This window comes from Nannocystis sp. RBIL2 (assembly GCF_026626745.1).
GTDB lineage: Bacteria > Myxococcota_A > Polyangia > Nannocystales > Nannocystaceae > Nannocystis.
On the sequence record NZ_JAPNJW010000002.1, the window covers coordinates 651,071 to 669,799 of the forward strand.

The 18,729-nt window shown below is 73.2% G+C and carries 15 protein-coding genes; 12 read left to right on the forward strand and 3 right to left on the reverse strand.

The features are described from left to right. The first annotated feature begins 97 nt into the window (after nucleotides 1-97). From fni to OV090_RS27885, 10 genes are all read left to right on the forward strand, one after another. Entirely contained in the window at nucleotides 98-1,162 is a 1,065-nt protein-coding gene (fni, locus tag OV090_RS27835; protein WP_267707655.1) for a type 2 isopentenyl-diphosphate Delta-isomerase, read from the forward strand. Further along, nucleotides 1,159-2,082 (forward strand): mevalonate kinase, encoded by a 924-nt coding sequence (mvk, locus tag OV090_RS27840; protein WP_267707656.1) that lies wholly within the window; start codon nucleotides 1,159-1,161, stop codon nucleotides 2,080-2,082. Before fni ends, mvk begins: the two co-directional genes overlap by 4 nt. After that, nucleotides 2,079-3,074, forward strand: a complete 996-nt coding sequence (mvaD, locus tag OV090_RS27845; protein ID WP_267707657.1) for a diphosphomevalonate decarboxylase — start codon at nucleotides 2,079-2,081, stop codon at nucleotides 3,072-3,074. The genes mvk and mvaD overlap by 4 nt, the downstream gene beginning before the upstream one ends. Then, nucleotides 3,071-5,326: a hydroxymethylglutaryl-CoA reductase, degradative gene (locus tag OV090_RS49920; protein WP_346660404.1), complete on the forward strand. Its 2,256-nt coding sequence runs from the start codon at nucleotides 3,071-3,073 to the stop codon at nucleotides 5,324-5,326. The genes mvaD and OV090_RS49920 overlap by 4 nt, the downstream gene beginning before the upstream one ends. 119 nt (nucleotides 5,327-5,445) lie before the next feature. Next, complete coding sequence (gene hpnC, locus OV090_RS27860; RefSeq protein WP_267707658.1) at nucleotides 5,446-6,420, forward strand: squalene synthase HpnC; 975 nt, start codon at nucleotides 5,446-5,448, stop codon at nucleotides 6,418-6,420. 19 nt (nucleotides 6,421-6,439) lie between these two features. Next, nucleotides 6,440-7,345, forward strand: a complete 906-nt coding sequence (locus OV090_RS27865) for a squalene/phytoene synthase family protein (protein ID WP_267707659.1) — start codon at nucleotides 6,440-6,442, stop codon at nucleotides 7,343-7,345. Nucleotides 7,346-7,420: 75 nt separating this feature from the next. Further along, nucleotides 7,421-8,773, forward strand: a complete 1,353-nt coding sequence (gene hpnE, locus OV090_RS27870) for a hydroxysqualene dehydroxylase HpnE (protein ID WP_267707660.1) — start codon at nucleotides 7,421-7,423, stop codon at nucleotides 8,771-8,773. Between the two features lie 248 nt (nucleotides 8,774-9,021). Continuing rightward, nucleotides 9,022-10,284, forward strand: a complete 1,263-nt coding sequence (locus OV090_RS27875; protein WP_267707661.1) for a diaminopimelate decarboxylase — start codon at nucleotides 9,022-9,024, stop codon at nucleotides 10,282-10,284. A gap of 363 nt (nucleotides 10,285-10,647) precedes the next feature. Next, complete coding sequence (locus tag OV090_RS27880; protein ID WP_267707662.1) at nucleotides 10,648-11,007, forward strand: hypothetical protein; 360 nt, start codon at nucleotides 10,648-10,650, stop codon at nucleotides 11,005-11,007. 85 nt (nucleotides 11,008-11,092) lie between these two features. Further along, nucleotides 11,093-11,512, forward strand: coding sequence for a hypothetical protein (locus OV090_RS27885; protein ID WP_267707663.1), 420 nt, complete (start codon nucleotides 11,093-11,095; stop codon nucleotides 11,510-11,512). Nucleotides 11,513-11,576: 64 nt separating this feature from the next. Here the strand turns inward: OV090_RS27885 and OV090_RS27890 are convergent, their stop codons facing one another. The 3 genes from OV090_RS27890 to cobA all read right to left on the reverse strand — a co-directional run bounded on the left by OV090_RS27890 (nucleotide 11,577) and on the right by cobA (nucleotide 15,512). Beyond that, nucleotides 11,577-12,140, reverse strand: coding sequence for a ferritin-like domain-containing protein (locus OV090_RS27890; protein ID WP_267707664.1), 564 nt, complete (start codon nucleotides 12,138-12,140; stop codon nucleotides 11,577-11,579). 441 nt (nucleotides 12,141-12,581) lie between these two features. Then, on the reverse strand, nucleotides 12,582-13,832 hold the full coding sequence (locus OV090_RS27895; protein ID WP_267707665.1) for a cytochrome P450: 1,251 nt from the start codon (nucleotides 13,830-13,832) through the stop codon (nucleotides 12,582-12,584). A gap of 120 nt (nucleotides 13,833-13,952) precedes the next feature. After that, on the reverse strand, nucleotides 13,953-15,512 hold the full coding sequence (gene cobA, locus OV090_RS27900; protein WP_267707666.1) for a uroporphyrinogen-III C-methyltransferase: 1,560 nt from the start codon (nucleotides 15,510-15,512) through the stop codon (nucleotides 13,953-13,955). 320 nt (nucleotides 15,513-15,832) lie between these two features. Between cobA and mnmG the strand changes: the two genes are divergently transcribed. Both mnmG and OV090_RS27910 read left to right on the forward strand, forming a co-directional pair. After that, nucleotides 15,833-17,590, forward strand: coding sequence for a tRNA uridine-5-carboxymethylaminomethyl(34) synthesis enzyme MnmG (gene mnmG / locus OV090_RS27905; RefSeq protein WP_267707667.1), 1,758 nt, complete (start codon nucleotides 15,833-15,835; stop codon nucleotides 17,588-17,590). A gap of 361 nt (nucleotides 17,591-17,951) precedes the next feature. Continuing rightward, the gene (locus OV090_RS27910) at nucleotides 17,952-18,635 is read left to right on the forward strand and encodes a hypothetical protein (protein ID WP_267707668.1); all 684 of its coding nucleotides are present in this window, start codon (nucleotides 17,952-17,954) and stop codon (nucleotides 18,633-18,635) included. Nucleotides 18,636-18,729: the final 94 nt, after the last annotated feature.

Genomic DNA, 18,729 nt, shown 5'->3' on the forward strand with positions numbered 1-18,729 from the left:
CTGCGCGACATTCGGCCGCGCGAACGAGTTTCCGCACGGGCCGGCGCGCGGCGGAGCGGGCGGCCTCCTGGGGCTAGCAGCTACATTGCCGGGGCTCATGGCCGACCGCCTCGACATCTCGCAGCGCAAGAAGGACCACCTCGCCCTGTGCGCCGGCGACAACGTCGGATTCCGCGACAAGACCAGCCTCCTGGAGCAGGTCGAGCTGGTCCACGACGCCTTGCCCGAGTTCCACCTCGACGACGTCGACCCGAGCGTCGAGCTCCTGGGCAAGCGCCTGCGCGCGCCCGTCGTCATCGCCGCGATGACCGGCGGCACCGACGAGGCCGCGGTCATCAACCAGGACCTCGCGCGCGCCGCCGACCAGCTCGGCCTCGGCTTCGGCCTCGGCAGCCAGCGGGCCATGTTCGTCCGCCCGCACACGGCGCACACCTTCAAGGTCCGCGAGCACGCCCCCAACGTCCTCTTGCTCGGCAACCTCGGCATCGTCCAGGCTCGCAGCATGACCACCGCCGAGATCGCGACCCTGTGCCGCGACACCGGCGCCGACGCCCTCTGCATCCACCTCAACCCGGCCATGGAAATCGTCCAGCCGGGCGGTGATCGCGACTTCTCGAACGGCCTCGACACCCTGCGCCGCCTCGTCGAGGAGCTGCACATCCCGATCGTCGTCAAGGAGACCGGCTGCGGCCTGTCACGCGGCGTCGCCGAGCGGGTCCGCAGCGTCGGCGTCGAGCACCTCGACGTCAGCGGCTCGGGCGGCACCAGCTGGGTCGCCGTCGAGGCCCACCGCGCGGTCGACCCCGACGAGCGGGCCCTCGCCGACGAGCTGTGGGACTGGGGCATCCCCACCGCCGCCAGCGTCTTGCAGGTCCAGGGCCTCGGCTTCCGCGGCGTCGTCGCCACCGGCGGCCTGCGCACCGGCAGCGACGTCGCCCGCGCAGTCGCCCTCGGCGCCACCGCCGGCGGCCTCGCGGCCCCGGTGCTCAAGGCCCACCGCGCCGGCGGCTTCGACGGCGTGGTCGCCTTCCTCCGCCGGGTCGTCCTCACCGTCCGCAGCATCATGCTCCTCACCGGCTCGCGCACCGTCGCCGACCTGCAGCGCGCCCCGCGGGTGCTCGGGCCCACCCTCGCCCGCTGGGTCCCGGAGCCGCGGCGATGACCATCCCGCTGCACCCGCGCGCCGAGGCGCACGGCAAGGTCATCGTCCTCGGCGAGCACGCCGTCGTCTACGGCTACCCCGCCGTCGCCGCCGGCCTGCCGCAGGGCATCGTCCTCGAGGCCCAGCCGCGGCCCGACCCGCGCCTGCCCGTCACCCTCATCATCCCCGCCTGGGACCTCGACCTCGAGCTGCACCCCGGCAGCGATCATCCGGTCGCGCGCGCCTGCCTCGAGGTCCTCGCCCACTGCGACGGCCCCGTCACCGGCTGGGCGATCCGTGGCAGCAGCGCCTTGCCCTCGCGCGCCGGCCTCGGCTCCTCCGCCGCGCTCACAGTGGCTCTCGCCCGCCTGGTCTATGGGCCAGACGCGAGCATCGACGACGTCGTCGCCGCCTCGCTGGCCGGCGAGCGCGTGTTCCACGGCGAGCCCTCGGGCCTCGACAGCCGCGTCGCCGCGCAAGGCGGCGTCCTCCGTTACGTCCGCGGCGAGCCCCCGCGCACGATCAACCCCGGCGCCCCGCTGCCGCTGTGCATCATCCCCAGCGGCATCCCGCGCAGCACCGCCGATCAGGTCGCGCGCTGCCGCAGCCGCCTCGAGCACCTGCCGAGCGTCGTCCGTCCGGTCCTGATCGCCGTCGGGCAGGCCGTCGAGTCGGGCATCCACGCCATCGAGCACGGCGACCTCGACACCCTCGGCGTCCTCTTCGACGTCGCCCACGGCCTGCTCGGCGCGCTCGACGTCTCCTCGCCCGCGCTCGACCGCATGGCCGCCGACGCGCGGGCCGCCGGCGCGCGCGGGGCCAAGCTCACTGGGGCCGGCCGCGGCGGCTGCCTGCTCGCCCTCGTCGGCGACGCCCCCGAAACACTCACCGCCGCCTTCCCCAACCTTCGCCCGCTGTTCGTCGAGGTCGCCGCGTCATGAAGAGCGCCCGCGCCGTCGCCCACACCAACATCGCCCTCGTCAAGTATTGGGGCAAGCGCGACTCGTCGCTGGCCGATCTCAATCTGCCGGCCGTCGGCTCGCTGTCGCTGACCCTCGATCGCCTGCGCAGCGAGACCGCCGTCGCGCCGGCCGAGCAGGACTCGTTCCACCTGAACCAAGAGCCAGCCTCGGGCGAGGTCGCGGCCAAGGTCCTGCGCCACCTCGATCGCGTGTGGCAGGCCGCCGGCCACTCCGGCGCGCGCCCGACCTGCGAGGTCCGCTCGCACAACTACCTGCCGACCGCCGCCGGCCTCGCCAGCTCGGCCTCCGGCTTCGCCGCGCTGACCCTCGCCGCCGCCGCGGCCTTCGACTACGACCCCGGCCGCCCCGCGCTGTCGGCCCTCGCGCGCCGCGGCTCCGGCTCGGCCGCGCGCTCGCTGTGGGGCGGCTTCGTCCGCCTCGATCGCGGCGTCCTGCCCGACGGCAGCGACTGCCGGGCCTACCCGCTGCAGCCGCAGTCGTTCTGGGACGTCCGCCTGCTCATCGTCCACACCGAGAAGGGCCCCAAGGCGATCGGCTCGACCGCCGGCATGCAGCGCAGCCGCGACACCTCGCCCTACTACGGCCCGTGGGTCGACACCTCCGAGGCCGACCTCGCCGCCGCCGAGGCCGCGCTGGCGGCCCGCGACCTGCCTGTCCTCGGGGACATCCTCGAACACTCCTGCTTCAAGATGCACGCCTGCATGATGGCCAGCCGCCCGCCGATCGTGTACTGGCGCGGCGCCACCCTCGACGTCATCCACGCCGTGTGGCGCCTGCGCGCCGAGGGCCTGCGCGGCTACGTCACCAGCGACGCCGGCCCGCACGTCAAGGTGCTGTGCGCCGTGGACCAGGCCGACGAGCTGGCCGTCCGCCTGCGCGCCGTCCCCGGCGTCCACGCCGTCGACGTCGTCGGCCCGGGCCCCGATCCGACCGTCGAGGTGTCCGCGTGACCCGCCTCGCCGTCTCTGCCCCGGGCAAGGCGTTCCTGATCGGCGAGTACGCGGTGCTCGCCGGCGCCACCGCCCTCGTCACCGCCGTCGGTCGCCGGGCCGTCGCCGCCGACTGCGACGACCCCGATCGTCCGCCGGCCTCGCCGCTGACCGAGGCCGCCTACGCGCATGTCCGTCAGTTCCTGTCCGAAAGCGCAGGAACCAAAGCACCTGGCCCATTGACCAGCGTCGACACCGGCTCGTTCGCCGCCGGCGCGCGCAAGCTCGGCCTCGGCAGCTCGGCCGCCGCGGTCGCCGCGGTGGTCGGCTTCCACCTCGCCGAGGCCGGCCACGACCCCGAGGATCCGGCCGTCCGCGCGGTCGCCCTGCGCCTGGCCCAGGCCGCCCACGCCCAGGTCCAGGGCGGCGGCAGCGGGGCCGACGTCGCCTGCGCGGTGCTCGGCGGCACCATCGCCTTCACCCGCGGCGAGGCGCCCGTCCCCGTCGCCCACCCGGCCTGGCTGCACGTCGGCTTCTTCGACGCCGGCGCCCCCGCCGACACTGCTTCGTTCGTGCAGCAGGTGCGCGCCGCCGGCGAGCGCGACCCCGCCGCCTACGCGGCCGCCACCGCCCAGCTGCGCCGCGCCGCCGAGCTGTTCCGCAGCGGCTACGACAGCCCTGAGTCCGCCATCGGCCTCACCGCCATCCGCGACGCGGTCGCCCTCCACAACGACGGCCTGCGCGCGCTGCAGCGCCTGAGCGACGCGCCGATCGTCACCCCGACGATCGCCGCGATCGTCGACCAGGCCGCGCGCATGGGCCTCGCCGCCAAGCCGAGCGGCGCCGGCGGCGGCGATCTCGTGGTCGTGTTCGCCAGCCGCCAGGCCGACCTCGACCTGCTCGCCGAGCGGCTGCAGCGCGAGCACGGCCTGTGCGCCATCGGCCGCCTCCCGGTCGCCGCGCCCGGCCTGCGCCGCGACGAGCGGCCGCCGCTGTCGTCGCGCATGTCGGGCTTCTTCCGCCTCGGCGTCGACGGCCGCCGCGACGCGGTCGCCAGCGCCACCCGCATCGCCCGCGACCGCTTCGCCGCGCTCGACCCCGGCAGCCTCGACCTCGGCAGCGCGGACAACCTGATCGAGAACGTCATCGGCACGCTCGAGCTCCCGCTCGCGGTTGCCACCAACTTCCGCATCAACGGCCGCGACTTCCTGGTGCCGATGGCCGTCGAGGAGGCCTCGGTGGTCGCCGCCGCCTCCAACGCCGCCAAGATGATCCGCGCCGGCGGGGGCTTCTACGCCCGCAGCGACCCGCCGTGGATGATCGCCCAGGTCCAGCTCACCGCGCCGAAGAACAGCCAATCTGCCGAGCTCGCCGTCGCTGCCATTCACGCCGCGAGGGCCGACCTGCTCGCCCTCGCCGACTCGGCCCACCCGCGCCTCGTCGCTCGCGGCGGCGGCGCCCGCGACCTGCTGGTCCGCGTCCTCGCGCCCGACATGCTCGTCGTCGACGTCGTCGTCGACTGCCAGGACGCCATGGGCGCCAACCTCCTCAACACGATCGCCGAGGTCCTCGCGCCCCGCCTTTCGGACATGACCGGATGGACAGCCGGTCTGCGGATCCTCAGCAACCTCGCCGATCGTCGGCGGGCCCACGTCACCTGCCGCGTGCCTCCGGGCGCGCTGGCCGGGCGCGGCTTCTCGGGCGCCGCCGCGGCGGCCGGCATCGCCTCCGCCTCGCGCTTCGCCGAGCTCGACCCTTACCGCGCCGCGACCCACAACAAGGGCGTCATGAACGGCGTCGACGCGGTCGCCCTGGCCACCGGCCAGGACTGGCGCGCGATCGAAGCCGGTGCCCACGCGTACGCGGGTCTCACCGGCGCCTACCGTCCGCTCGCCACCTGGCGGGTCGACGCCGACGGCTGGCTGTGCGGCGCGATCAGCCTGCCCGCGGCTGTGGGCGTCGTCGGGGGCGCCACCAAGGTACATCCCGCGGCCCGGCTCGCGCTCGAGATCCTCGGCCCGACCTCGGGCGCCGAGCTGGGGCAAGTCATGGCCGCCGTCGGACTCGCCAGCAATCTCGCGGCCTTGCGCGCGCTCGCCACCGAGGGCATCCAGCGCGGCCACATGTCGCTCCACGCCCGCTCCGTCGCGCTCGGGGCCGGGGCTCAGGGCGCGGAGGTCGACCTCCTCGTCCACCGACTCGTGGAGTCGGCCGAGATCAAGCACGATCGCGCCGTCCAGCTGCTGCGCGAGCTCCGATCCGAAACCCGTTAGACTCCCGCTCACTTCAGCGGACCCCGAGCGGCCTCGCGCCACCTGCACCAGCAGCACCACCCGCCGCAGCCGCCCCCTAGCTCTCCTCGCCTCGCCTGCTACTCCTCGGAGAAACCGTCATGGTCAGCGCCACGGAACCCCGCCTCTTCTGCGTCCCTCCGCCCCCTGAAGGCGACCTCGAGGGCCAGCGCGTCAGCTCGCCCGACGGCGCCCCGCCCGGGCCGTGGACCCTCGAGACGGCCTACCGCTACTGCGAGCGCATGGCCACCACGCACTACGAGAACTTCCCGGTCGCCTCGCGCTTCCTGCCGGCGCACCTGCGGCCGAACATCATGGCGATCTACGCCTTCGCCCGCACCGCCGACGACTTCGCCGACGAGCCGCGCTTCGAGGCCCGCCGCGTCGACGCCCTCGATCGCTGGGAGCAGCTGCTGGTCGCCGCCTACCACAAGGAGATCCAGCACCCGGTGTTCCTGGCGCTGCGCGACACGGTGCGCCGCCACAACATCCCGATCGGCCCGTTCAAGGCGCTGCTGACCGCCTTCCGCATGGACCTCACGCAGAAGCGCTACGGCACGTTCGCCGAGCTGCGCCACTACTGCAAGCACTCGGCCCACCCCGTCGGCCAGCTCGTGCTGTTCGTCCACGGCCACCACGAGCCCGAGCTGCACCGCTTCAGCGACGAGATCTGCGCCGCCCTGCAGATCGCCAACTTCCTGCAGGACCTGAGCGTCGACACCCCGCGCGGCCGCTGCTACCTGCCCGAGGAGGACCTCGTCCACTTCAACGTCACCCGCGAGGACCTGCTCGCCGGCCGCCACACCCGCGCCTTCAAGGAGCTGATGGCGTTCTCGGTGTCGCGCTGCCGCAGCATGTTCCTCCGCGGCTACCCGCTGGTCCGCCGCGTCGAGCCCGGCCTGTCGATGGAGCTCGAGGCGACCTGGCGCGGCGGCATGGCCATCCTCCAGCGCATCGAGGACCTCGACTACGAGGTGCTCGGCTTCCGCCCCACCCTCGAGAAGCAAGACATGCTCGGCATCGCCGCGCGCTCGATCTTCTCGTTCGGCCGCCGCTTCCTCCGCGGCGAGGTGTAGCTGTCCGATGGCCCAGTTCATGGAACTCGCGCGCACGATCCCGAGCGGCGCCGCGGCCCTGTGGCGGCGGCTGGTGCAGCGCTCCAACTCGAACTTCAAGTTCGCGTTCCTGTTCCTGGGCCCCGAGCAGCGGGAGGGCCTGCAGCAGGTCTACGAGTTCTGCCGCGTCGTCGACGACATCGTCGACGAGCGCGAGCCGGGGCCCGAGGGCGAGGAGACGGCCCGCCGCGCGCTGGCCGGCTGGAGCGCCGAGGTCGCGCGGATCTACGGCGACGCCTACGTCGACGACGACCCGCCGCACACCGAGCTCGGGCGCCAGCTCGCCGAGAGCAACAAGCACTTCCACTACCCGCGCGAGGCCTTCGACGAGATCATCGCCGGCGTGGCGATGGACCTCGACCGCAGCACCTACGACGACATGGAGCAGCTGCGGCTGTACTGCTACCGCGTCGCCTCGTGCGTCGGCTTCCTGTGCGTGGCGATCTTCAAGGATCAGCGCGAGCCGGCCCGCCGCTACGCCGAGCACCTCGGCCTCGCGCTGCAGTACACCAACATCCTCCGCGACGTCGCCGAGGACGCCGCGCGCGGCCGGATCTACCTCCCGCTCGAGCTGCTGGCCCGCCACGGCCTCCAGCCCGACGACATCTTCAACTACCGCTACGACGGCCGGTTCGTCGGCGCCGCCGCCGACTTCGCCGCCGCGGCCGAGCGCGAGTACCACGCCGCCTGGGCGCTGCTGCCGGAGATCCAGCAGCGCCGCCTGCTGCCGGCCGAGATCATGGGCCGGACCTACTACGAGATCTTGCAGGAGATCCGGGCCCGCAACTACAACGTGTTCACCCGCCGCGCCTCGCTGCGCCGCCGCGACAAGCTCCGCGTCGCCTTCCTCGCGCTGGCCCGCGCCGGGGCCAGCGTCCTGTCCTGAGCGTCCTGTCCTGAGGGCCATGTCCCCCGGGACCTGTCGCATCGGCCCTGTCCTCTCGAGAATGTCCTTTCCGTCATGTCCGAAAGCACCCGCAGCGTCATCGTGATCGGCGGCGGCCTCGCCGGCCTGTCCGCCGCAGTGCGCCTGGCCGAGTCCGGCCGGGTCGTCACCCTGATCGAGGCCACCCGCGCCGGCGGAGGCCGGGCTCGCTCGTTCCACGACGCCACCCTCGACCGCGAGGTCGACAACGGCCAGCACCTGATGATGGGCTGCTACCGCGAGACGCTGGCGTTCCTGCGCGCGATCGACAGCACCGACGGCATCTACTTCCAGAAGAACCTCGAGGTGACGATGGTGAAGCCGGGCGGCAAGCGGCTGCACCTGCAGTGCCCGGCCCTGCCGGCGCCGCTGCACCTCGCCACCGGCCTCCTGGCGATGCGCGGCCTCGGCTTGCTCGACAAGGCCGCGGCCCTGCGCGCCGGCCTCATGCTGCGCGGCGAGGTCCAGCGCCCCGACGACAACGAGACCTGCGACAGCTGGCTGCGCCGCCTCGGCCAGACGCCGACCCTGCGCAACGCCTTCTGGGACCCGCTGATCTGGGGCACCCTCAACGACGACCCGCTGGTGTCGTCGGCGGCGATGTTCACCGCGGTGCTCGACCGCGCCTTCCTCACCAGCCGCGACGCCTCGCGCCTCGGCGTGCCCAAGGTCCCGCTGTCGCGCCTCTACGTCGAGCAGGCGCTGGCCTTCCTGCGCGCCCGCGGCTGCGAGCTGCGCCTCGGCGAGTCGGTGCGCGCGCTCGAGGTCGTCAACTCCCGCGTCACCGGCGTGACCCTCAAGTCGGGCGACACCCTCGCCGCCGACGTGGTCGTCTCGTCCGTCCCCCCGCAAGCCTTCCTGGACATGCTCCCGGGCACCTTGCCGAGCCACCCCGTCTATCAGGACATCGCCCGCCTGCGCCCGTCGCCGATCGTCAACCTGTGGTTCTCGGTCGACCGCGCCCCGTTCGAGGACCCGTTCATCGGCCTGGTCGCCGGCCCGCTGCACTGGATGTTCAACCGCTCGCGGATCGAGGGCGAGGTCGGCGGCGAGGTCATGATGAACTGCACGATCAGCGCCGCCCGCTCGTGCGTCGACGACCCGCCCGAGACCCTGCAAGCGCTGCTGCAGTCCGAGCTGCAGCGCTACTTCCCGGCCGCCGGCCCGCAGGGCCCCAAGATCAAGCGCTTCAAGGTCATCAAGGAGAAGCGCGCCACCATCTCGCACGCCGCCGGCACCTACCACTGCCGCCCCGAGGTCACCGGCCCCGTGCGCGGCCTCTACATGGCCGGCGACTGGGTCCGCACCGGCCTGCCCGCCACCATCGAGTCCGCGGTCCAGAGCGGCCACGACGCCGCCAAGGCGATCCTCACCAGCGAGCGCAACTGAAGCGCCCCGGCGCCGCGAGCTCCGTGCAGCACCTGTCTCGGCGTACGAGCTCGCCGCTCCCCGCTCGTACGAACCACAGCGCTCGCGCGACTGCACCTGAAGCAATGCGGGCGCGGTGAGCTCTCCGCAGCGACGGTCCCGCCGCACGAGCTCGTCGCTCCTGCTCGCATGACCGCAGCGCTCGGGCCGCTCCGCCCTGCCTGCGCCCGCTCTGGCGCCCGCGCGCGACATGGGCGACCCTGCCCGCAGTGCCGATCGCCGTCGACGCCCGTCCTGCTCCCGAACAGCTCGTCGACGCCTTTCGCAAGCTCCGCGCCGCCGGCCACGACGACGAGCCGGCCGTCCTCGTCCACGACCTCGATCGCCTGCGCGCCAAGCTCGACGACCTCGCCGCAGCCTTCGCCGTCCCGCGCGCGCTGCACACCGTGGCGATCAAGGCCAACCCCCTGATCGGCGTCCTGCGCGTCGTCGTGGCCGCGGGCGCCGGCCTCGAGGCCGCCTCGATCGAGGAGGTCCACCTGGCCTTGCGAGCAGGTTGCAGCCCCGACCGGATCGTCTTCGACTCGCCCGCCAAGACCGAGGCCGAGCTGGCCGAGGCGCTGCGCCTGGGCCTGCGGATCAACGCCGACAACTTCGCCGAGCTCGAGCGGATCGCCGCCCTCCACGGCCCCGCCAGCGCCAGCCGGATCGGCCTGCGGATCAACCCCGAGCTCGCCGAGGCCGCCCTCGCGCTCACCAGCGTCGGCCACCGCGGCAGCCGCTTCGGCGTCCCGCTGTCGCAGCGCGCCGCCATCGTCGACGCCTTCGTCCGTCACCCCTTCCTCACTGGCCTGCACGTCCACATCGGCTCGCAGGGCGTCACCATCCCCGAGCTCGTCGACGGCGCCGCTCGCGTGTGGCAGCTGCGGCGCGAGCTGCTCGCTGCGCGACCTGGCCCGATCGACATGTTCGACCTCGGCGGCGGCCTGCCCGCCCAGTACAGCGACGACGCCCCGCGCCTCACCCCTGCCGCCTACGTCGCCGCCCTGCGCCAGGCCATCCCCGACCTGTTTCGCGACGACGTCTTGCTCGTCACCGAATTCGGCCGCTCGCTCCTCGCCGACTGCGGCTTCGTCGTCTCGCGCGTCGAGGTCGTCAAGCCCGGCCCCGTCGCAGTCCTCCACGTCGGCGCCGACCTGTTCGTGCGCCGCGTCTACCGCCCCCACGAGTGGCACCACGACTTCCTCGCTCTCGGGCGCGACGGCCAGCCCCTCGCCGGCGACCCCGTCGCCACCACGCTCGCCGGCCCGCTCTGCTTCGGCGGCGACGTGCTCGCCCGCGACCTCCCGCTCCCGCCGCTGTCCGTCGGCGATCACGTCCTGATCCGTGACACCGGCGCCTACACCCTGTCGATGTGGTCGCGCTACTGCAGCCGCGCGGTCCCCCTGGCCCTCGGTCTCGACCGCGGCGAGGTCACCGTCCTGCGCCCGCGCGACACCATCGCCGACGTGGTCGCCTTCTGGGGCGGATAGCACTTCGGACATGTTTTAAATGGCATGCCCCCTCGGACATGTCCCCATCGACATGTCCTGAAGCGCGAACCCGCTGCCGGCGGCTCACCTCCCTCGGCTCGCCAGCTCGACCCGCCCGACTTCGCGCGGCCCAGGGAAGACCAGAGGTTCGACCCGCGCGAGATCACGCCGGAGCGCCGACCTACGCCCCGCCGCCGGCGCCCCCTCGTCCCACCGCGCTTCCGGGCGCACGGCGAGTACGACCGCGACGCTGGCTGCCCTACCCGCCCGCCAAACCCTCGTTTGCAGCGAGATTGACCCTCCCCCGCCACATTTTTTAAAGTCGTGGATCGGAGCCGCGAGCGACACCCCGCGTCGATGATCATGCCCATTGTCTTCGAAGAGCTCCTGACGCCCCGCGGTCGCCCCTACGTGCGCGTGGCTGTCTCCGGCGATTTCGATCTCGCCGACGCCCAGCAGTTCGTCACTCGCTTCGGCAAGGACGGGCCCTACTTCATGAAGCCCTCGATGTCCGTGGTCCCCCGGGGCACCGAGTACACCAGCGACGCGCGCAAGCACCTGCAGACCATGGGCGACGCCGGTCCGACCGCCACGGTCACCACCAGCCCGCTGGTCCGCGCCGCCGTCAACCTGATGCTCCGCCTGAGCGGCCGTAAGAACACCCTCCGCATGTTCGGCACCGAGGCCGAGGCGCTCGCCTGGCTCGACGAACAGCTGACGTGAACCCGCGGCGGGACATGTCCCCGAGGCCATCACTGCGCGGCAAACCGTGCGCGACGCCCGACCCCGCCTCCGCTAAGCTCCGCCCATGCTCGGCGCGCTGCAGCTCCACTCGCGAGAGGCGTTCCAGATCTGGCTCGCAAGCGACGTCGAGCTCCGGGACGAGCTCCACGCCCTGATCGGCGAGCCGCTCGCCACCGACCTCGAGTCGCTCGACGTCCTCGAGGCCTTCCTCCTGTCCCGGTACCGCACGCAGCGCAAGATCTTGCAGCTCGGCGAGCGCGAGATCCTCGACGCCGCCGCCCGCCACGTCGGCCTCGTCATGCTCCTCAACCTCGACGGCGCCGCCTGGGCCATCGAGCTCGACGACGAGGACAACGCCTACTATCGCCTGCCGATCATCCGCCTCGCCGACGACGCCGAGGAGTGCCCGCTGACGATGATCACCGCCGCGCTCGATCGCCGCAAACGCGGCTACCTGCGCGGCATCGTCGACAGCTACGCCTGACGGGCCGCGCGCGGACCTGTCCCAAAAGACACCTCTCGCCGAACCGACGGCGCTCGCGCGCCGCCTAGTGGTCGAGCATCGGCTTGCCCTCGTGCGCGACCAGCAGGTCGTGCATGTCGTTGGCGTGCTCCTCTTCCTGCGCGAGGATCCTTTCAAGAAGCATGCGCGTCGTCGGGTCGTGCTCGGCGAAGTAGCGGATCATCTCGCGGTACGTCTCGATGGCGATCCGCTCGGCCACCAGGTCTTCCTTGATCATGTCGACCAGGTTCTTGCCCTCGACGTACTGCGACGCCGAGCGGCTCGACAGACCGTCGGGGTTGAAGTTGGGCTTGCCGCCGAGCTGGTTGATGCGCTCGGCGATCCACAGCATGTGCGCCTCTTCCTCCTGCGCGTGCTCCTCGAACTCGGCCTTCACCGACTCACTGGCGATCCCGGTCGCCGTGACCGCGTGGAAGCGGTAGCGGAGGACACAGACGATCTCGGTCGCCAGCGCCTCGTTGAGCACGCGGATCGCCGTCTCGACGTCGGCGCCGTAGTTGGGCGTGAGCGCCCCCTTCTCGAGGTGCTCGCGCGCTCGCTTGCGGATGGTCGCGATGTCGGTGGAGAAACTGCCTTGCCCTGTCGTCATGGCTTCTCCATGGCACGAGCGCGGCCGCACGCACCTGCACGCCGCCGACGCTTCCCGCTCCCCCCCGTAAAACCGTCCCAATCGGCCTCCCAAGCCCCATCGCCGGGCCCGCCGCGGTCTCGGCGCCAGCCTCGGCCGACCTCGCCGGATCGCTGGGCGCTAGGCGCGCCTCGCCATGCTCGAGCTCGCTGGGTTCGCCACCTGTCCTGAAGACCAGCTCCCTGCGGACGGCGAACTCGAGTTCGCCGAACTCGCCCGCACCTCGCCCTCACGGCGACCGACCTCCACCTGTCCCAAAGAACATCCCGTCTTCGATGACGACGCCCTGAGAGACGGCCCCGTGCCCACCCACCTCGCGCCTCGTCAGCGCGTCCGCTGCCGCGCCCGGGCGCCGGCTCGCTGAAGCGCCCAGCCTCGTCCTGCCTCGCCAGCGAGGCGGCCTCAACCGGCAGCGCGCAGCGGCGCCAGCTCGACGGGGAACGAGATCGGTCGCCCCCCGTCGCGCCGCAGCGGCCCCGACAGATGGAACTCATGGCCGAGCAGCGCCTTGCAGGCCTCGCGGATCGCCGCAGTGGCCACGTGGCGGGCCACGCAAGCGTGTGGCCCCTCGCCGAACAGGAAGTCGGGGTGCTCCGGCCGGTCGACGCGGAAGTGCTCCGGCTCGTCCACGCGCGCCGGATCGAAGGCCGCGGCCGCAGTCGCCACCACCACGGTCGCGCCCGCGGGCACGACCACCTCGTCGGCTGTCCCTTGGGCCAGGTGATGACTCTGCCCGCAGCTGCGCGCCAGCATCAGGCGTGGCGGCGAGAACCGCAGCGCCTCGCGCAGCACCGCCCACAGCTTGTCGTCGTCGCCGCTCGCCGCGGCCGCGCGGGCCACCTGCAGCGCCCCCGGGCGGTCGATCAACTCGCCGAGCGCCAGCGAGATCGACGCCGCGATCGGCTCGACCCCCGCCGCCAGCAACCCCAGCAGCACCTCCCGGAGGCGACGCTCCTCGAGCCGCAGGTGCGCCACGTTCTGCAGCGCCACCAGCCGCCCCAGCACGTCGTCGCCCGCCATCCGGCCCGACGATCGCTGGGCCCTGCGCGACGCGACCATCGTGTCCGTGTAGCCGCCGAGCTCCGCCGCGGCCGCGCGCGCCTCCTCGTGGATCTCGCTGTCGCCCGTCGGGTTGCGCTCGATGTCGCGGCCGATCGCCTCGACCCACCGCACCAGAGTGCTCTCCTCCGGACCGCCGACCCCGAGGTACTCGGCGGCCACGCGACCGGCCACGACGTGGGCCAGATCTCGCACCACCTCGAAGCGCCCCTGACGACAGCCGGCCGAGACCGCCGCGGTGGCCGCCTCGTGGGCGATCGACGCCACCCGATCGGCATCGTCGCCGCGCACGCACAGCCGCACCAACGCGGCCTCCGCCGCCGCGCGCGGCCCCTCGCGCTCGTCGAGCGAGAACCCGCCGAACAGCGGCTGTCGCCTGGCCTCGAGGGCATGTCCCAAGAACACATCGCCGCGGGTCAGCACCTCGATCGCCTCGGCCTGGCGCGTCACCAGCACCAGGCCCGGCGTGGCGAAGACCGGCCGCTCGCGCTGCAGCTCCGCGAACAGCTCGCGCGGGCGCTCCGCCAGCCACCGCAACGTCAGGGCCCTGCGCGCCCCGGCCTCGCTCGCCGCGTACTCGCGGAGAAAGCTCATCGCCCAACGATACCGGTCCGCCCGGCAACGGACAAATGCTCGGCCGCCCGCGCGGCCGGCGTGAACCCCCCCGCGCACCCGCGATCGCCGGTCCTGGCCGCGGCCCGCCCGCCGCGGGTCCTATCCGCGATTCATCGCCTCGACCACCGCCGCGAGCATCGCCTCGTCGGTCAGCCCGCCGGCGACCGCGTCGGCGCGCAGGTCCATCGACTCGAGCGCGCCCGCCGTCACCGGACCGAGCGCGATCAGCCGCGCCCGGCGCAGCACCTCGCGGGTCAGCGCCTCACCGTGGGCCTCCATCAGCGTCTCCACGAAGTGTCGCGCCGTCTTGCCGCTGGCGAAGCAGATCGCGTCGGTGCCCTCGCCGCCGTGTTCGGGCGGCAGCAGCGAGCGCGTCAGCAGCCCCGGCACCTTCGGGCGGATCACGCGGTAGCCGATCACCAGGCGATAGCTCCCGCCCGCCGCGCGCACCGCCTCCGCGATCAGGTCGCGGCCCTCGTCGGCGCGCACGTGCAACCACCGCCGGGCCAGCAGCCCGCGCGAGCCGAGCGTCTCGACCAGCCCCTCCGAGCGGGCCGCCGACGGCACGATGTCCGGCCGGATCCCACGCTCCCAGCACGCATTCGCGGTGCCGGTGCCGATCGCCGCCATGCACTTGCCGTGCAGCGCGCGGACGTCGAGCTCGAGCCCGGCCAGCGCGTCGAACCACGCGCGCACCCCGTTCGGGCTCGACAGGATCACCCCGTCGATCTCGTCGAGGCTCTGCGCCGCCGTGCTCAGCGCCGCCAGATCTTCGGGCGGCGCGATGTCGAGGCACGGCACCGACACCGCGTCGGCGCCTTGACCGGCGAGCAGCTGCAGCAGCTCGCTGGCCTGATGCCGCGCCCGCGTCACCACCACGCGCTTGCCGAACAGCGGCCGGCGCTCGAACCACTGTGTCGTCCGCCGCAGGTCGACCACGCTGCCGACCACCATCACCGCCGGCGGGCGCAGCCCTTCGGCCTCCACGCGGTCGGCGATCTGGGCCAGCGGCGCGATCACGGTGCGCTGGATCCCGCGGGTGCCCCAGCGGATCACCGCCGACGGCGTCGCCGGATCACGCCCGGCCGCGATCAGCCGCTCCGCGTTCTGCCGGCAGTTGCGGACGCTCATCATCAGCACCAGCGTACCTGTCCCTTTGGCCAGGTGCTCCCAGTCGACCGCCCGGCCGCCTTTCTCGTACGCCTCGTAGCCGGACACCAGGCTGACGCAGGGCGCGTGGTCGCGGTGCGTCACCGGGATGCCGGCCGCCTCGGGCGCGGCGATCGCCGCGCTGACGCCGGGCACGAACTCGAACGGGATCCCGCGGGCCGCCAGCACCTCGGCCTCCTCGGCGCCGCGGCCGAACACCATCGGGTCGCCGCCCTTGAGGCGGACCACGAACAGGCCGGCGGCCGCGCGCTCGACCATCAGGCGGTTGATCGCCTCCTGGTCGGGCACCGGCTCGCCGTGGGCCCCGCCGTGCGGGCTCTCGGTGCGCTGGAACAGGTGGACGTCCGCGCGGCAATGGGAGAAGAGGGCCGGATTGACCAGGTAATCCGCGATCACCACGTCCGCGCGGGTCAGCCGCTCGCGGCCCGCCAGGGTGAGGAGTTCCGGGTCCCAGGGACCGGCGCCGACGATCGAGACGAAGCCCGTCACGTCGGCAAAGATAGCCCACCTACCGGCGAATGGCTCCAAGGACGCGCGCCAACGCGCCCGCCGCCGCCCGAACGCCGATTCCCGGGCCGCTGCCGCCGACACGCCACGGACGCACGAATGCGCCCACCCGTCTGCCGCTTTCGGCCGGACCGAGGCAATCGCGCGTCCGGCGAATGCCGGACTCGAACCGGAGACCTGCTGATTACGAATCAGCGGCTCGGCCGACGATCCACCGGCGCGCGCGAACTCGCACAAGCTGCTCTGCCGGCCCTCGCGCCGGCGCTTGGACGCCCGCCGCGGTCTGCTACCCTCGCGCCGCCGTGGAACCCGTCGTCATCGTCGTCGGAGCCGGACACGCCGGGCTGGAGGCCGCCTTTGCCGCGGCGCGGGTCGGCGCGCGCGTCCTCGTCGTCACCGGCAGCCTCAAGACGATCGGCCAGACCCCTTGCAACCCCAGCGTGGGCGGCGTCGCCAAGGGACACCTCGTCAAGGAGATCGAGGCCATGGGCGGCTTCATGGGCCGCGCCGCCGACGCCTGCGCGATCCACGGCCGCGTCCTCAACCGCTCCAAGGGCCCGGCAGTGCGCAGCACCCGGGTCCAGGTCGACAAGGCTCGCTACGGCGAGTACGCCCGCGCCGCCCTCCTCGGCGATCCGCGCGTGCGCGTCGTCGAGGGCCTCGTCGCCGCGGTCCACCTCGAGGGCGGGCGGGCCCGCGGCGTCATCCTCGAGGACGGCGCCATCCTCCCTGGCGACGCAGTCGTCGTCACCACCGGCACCTTCCTCGGCGGCCTCCTCCACACCGGCGAGCGCACCACCCCTGGCGGCCGCGTCGGCGAGCCGCCGGCCCTGGCTCTGTCCGAGCACCTGCGCGCCCTCGGCTTCTCCCTGCGCCGCCTCAAGACCGGCACTCCTGCGCGGCTCGACGGCCGCACCCTCGACTACGCCCGCACCGAGGAGCAGCCGAGCGAGGACCCGCTGCCGCGCTTCACCTTGCCCGACGACGGCCCGCCGCCCGTCCTGGCCCAGGTCCCGTGCTGGATCACCTGGACCACCGAGGCCACCCACGAGCTCGTGCGCGCCAACCTGCACCGCTCGGCCATGTACAGCGGCCAGGTCGTCGGCCGCGGCCCGCGCTACTGCCCCTCGCTCGAGGACAAGATCGTCCGCTTCGCGTCCCGCGACCGCCACCAGATCTTCCTCGAGCCCGAGGGCCTCGGCACCGACAGCGTCTATCCCGGCGGGATCTCGACCAGCCTGCCCGCCGACGTGCAGGAGGCCTTCATCCGCACCATCCCCGGCCTCGAGCGGGCCGTCATGCTGCGCCCCGGCTACGCCGTCGAGTACGACGCGGTCGACGCCCGCGACCTCGACCACACCCTGCGCGCGCGCGACATCCCCGGCCTGTGGTTCGCCGGCCAGATCAACGGCACCTCCGGCTACGAGGAGGCCGGCGCCCAGGGCCTCGTCGCCGGCGCCAACGCGGCCCTCGCCGCCCTCGAACGCCCCCCGCTCGTCCTCGGCCGCGAGCACGCCTACGCCGGCGTCATGATCGACGACCTCGTCACTCAGGGCTGCGACGAGCCCTACCGCATGTTCACCGCGCGCGCCGAGTACCGCCTGCTCCTGCGCGAGGACAACGCCGACGCCCGCCTTTCGGACATGTCCTTTGCAGCAGGTCTCATCGACCCTGTCCGTTACGACAGGGCCCGCGCCCGCGTCGAGCGCGTCCAGCAGCTGCTCGCGCGCCCCGACCCCGACGCCCCCGCGTGGTTGAGCGAGCGGGCCGAGTCGCAGCGCTGCTACGCCGGCTTCCTCGAGCGCCAGGAGAAGGAGATCCGGGTGATGCGCGGCGGCGCGACCGACCTCCCGATCGACCCCGACACCGACTACCGCCGCCTCCCCGGCCTCACCACCGAGGCCGCCGAGCGGTTCGCCCGCGTGCGTCCGACCAGCACCGGCCAGGCCGCGCGGATCCCCGGCATCACCCCCGCCGCCCTCATGTGCCTGTGGGCCCACGTGCGCGCCGCCCAGCGCCGCGCCGAGGCGGCCGCCCTCGCCGCCGCGCACCCGCACTGATCGCCGCTCCGCGTCGCCTCTCACCATTTCCTACCGTGTGGCCAGCGCCACCGGCCCGCGAGAGCGCCGGCGCGTGTGCCTCGCGTCGCCGTCCCGACCGACTCCTCACAATCATGATTCGTATCACTGCGCACATTTCCCTCCGTCGCTCAATGTCGTGACCGCCACGCAGCGCATTGCCTCGGCGCGAAAACGCGCAACCCCCAAATTCCGCCGTCACGCCCCGTCTCCCCGCCCCAGCCCCTCCTGCGGGCCGCGAGCGAGGGATCGGCGTCCGGTCACATCAATATAATTTGATCATGCCGCGCGGAAATGTGGGCACATGCTGAATGCGGACAGCCGCGATCCAGCGAGGCCCGACATGCGACACATCGTGTATTTGCCCCTCGGTCTGGCGACGCTCATGGCCTGCATCGAGCCGGAGAAGCCGTCCGGCTTCGGCTTCGGCGTCACCGACAGCGCCGGGCCGCCGCCTGGCGTCACCACGGCAACAACGGCCGCCAGCGCGGGCCCGCCGGCTCCCGGCACCGATTCCACCGGCACCACCACCACCGACTCCGAGCCCGTCGCGCCCACCACCGACACCACCACCACGTCCGGCGCCACCCCGCCCGACCTGCCCGCAGACGACGGCACCACCACGACCACCTCCGGCGCGCCTGAACCGACCAGCGGCGGCGCCTCGACCACCGCGCCACCCGTCCCGGTCGGCGAGGGCCAGCTGTGCTTCGAAAACAACGATTGTCCTGATCAGGCCCCGTACTGCGCCCAGGACGATCATCAATGTCACGACGGCGACGAGGGCGACCCCTGCGATAACGACGGCGACTGCGCCGACTTCACCCCGAGCTGCGTCCAGGGCGTCTGTTACGACGGCAACGAGGGCGATCCCTGCAAGAACGACCACGACTGCGGCCCCACCTCGCCCGCGTGCATGCTCGGTCAGTGCTGGGACGGCCAGGAGGGCGACCCCTGCGCCAGCCACAACGACTGCGCCCCCTTCTTCGGCTGCTACGACGGCGCCTGCACCGACGCCAGCCCCTGATCGCCGTCATCCCGCGCCTCGCGACTGCCGACCCGAAGCACCGCCGCCGACGATCCCGAAGCACTCCCGCCGCTCGGCCCCTCGCGGAAGCCCC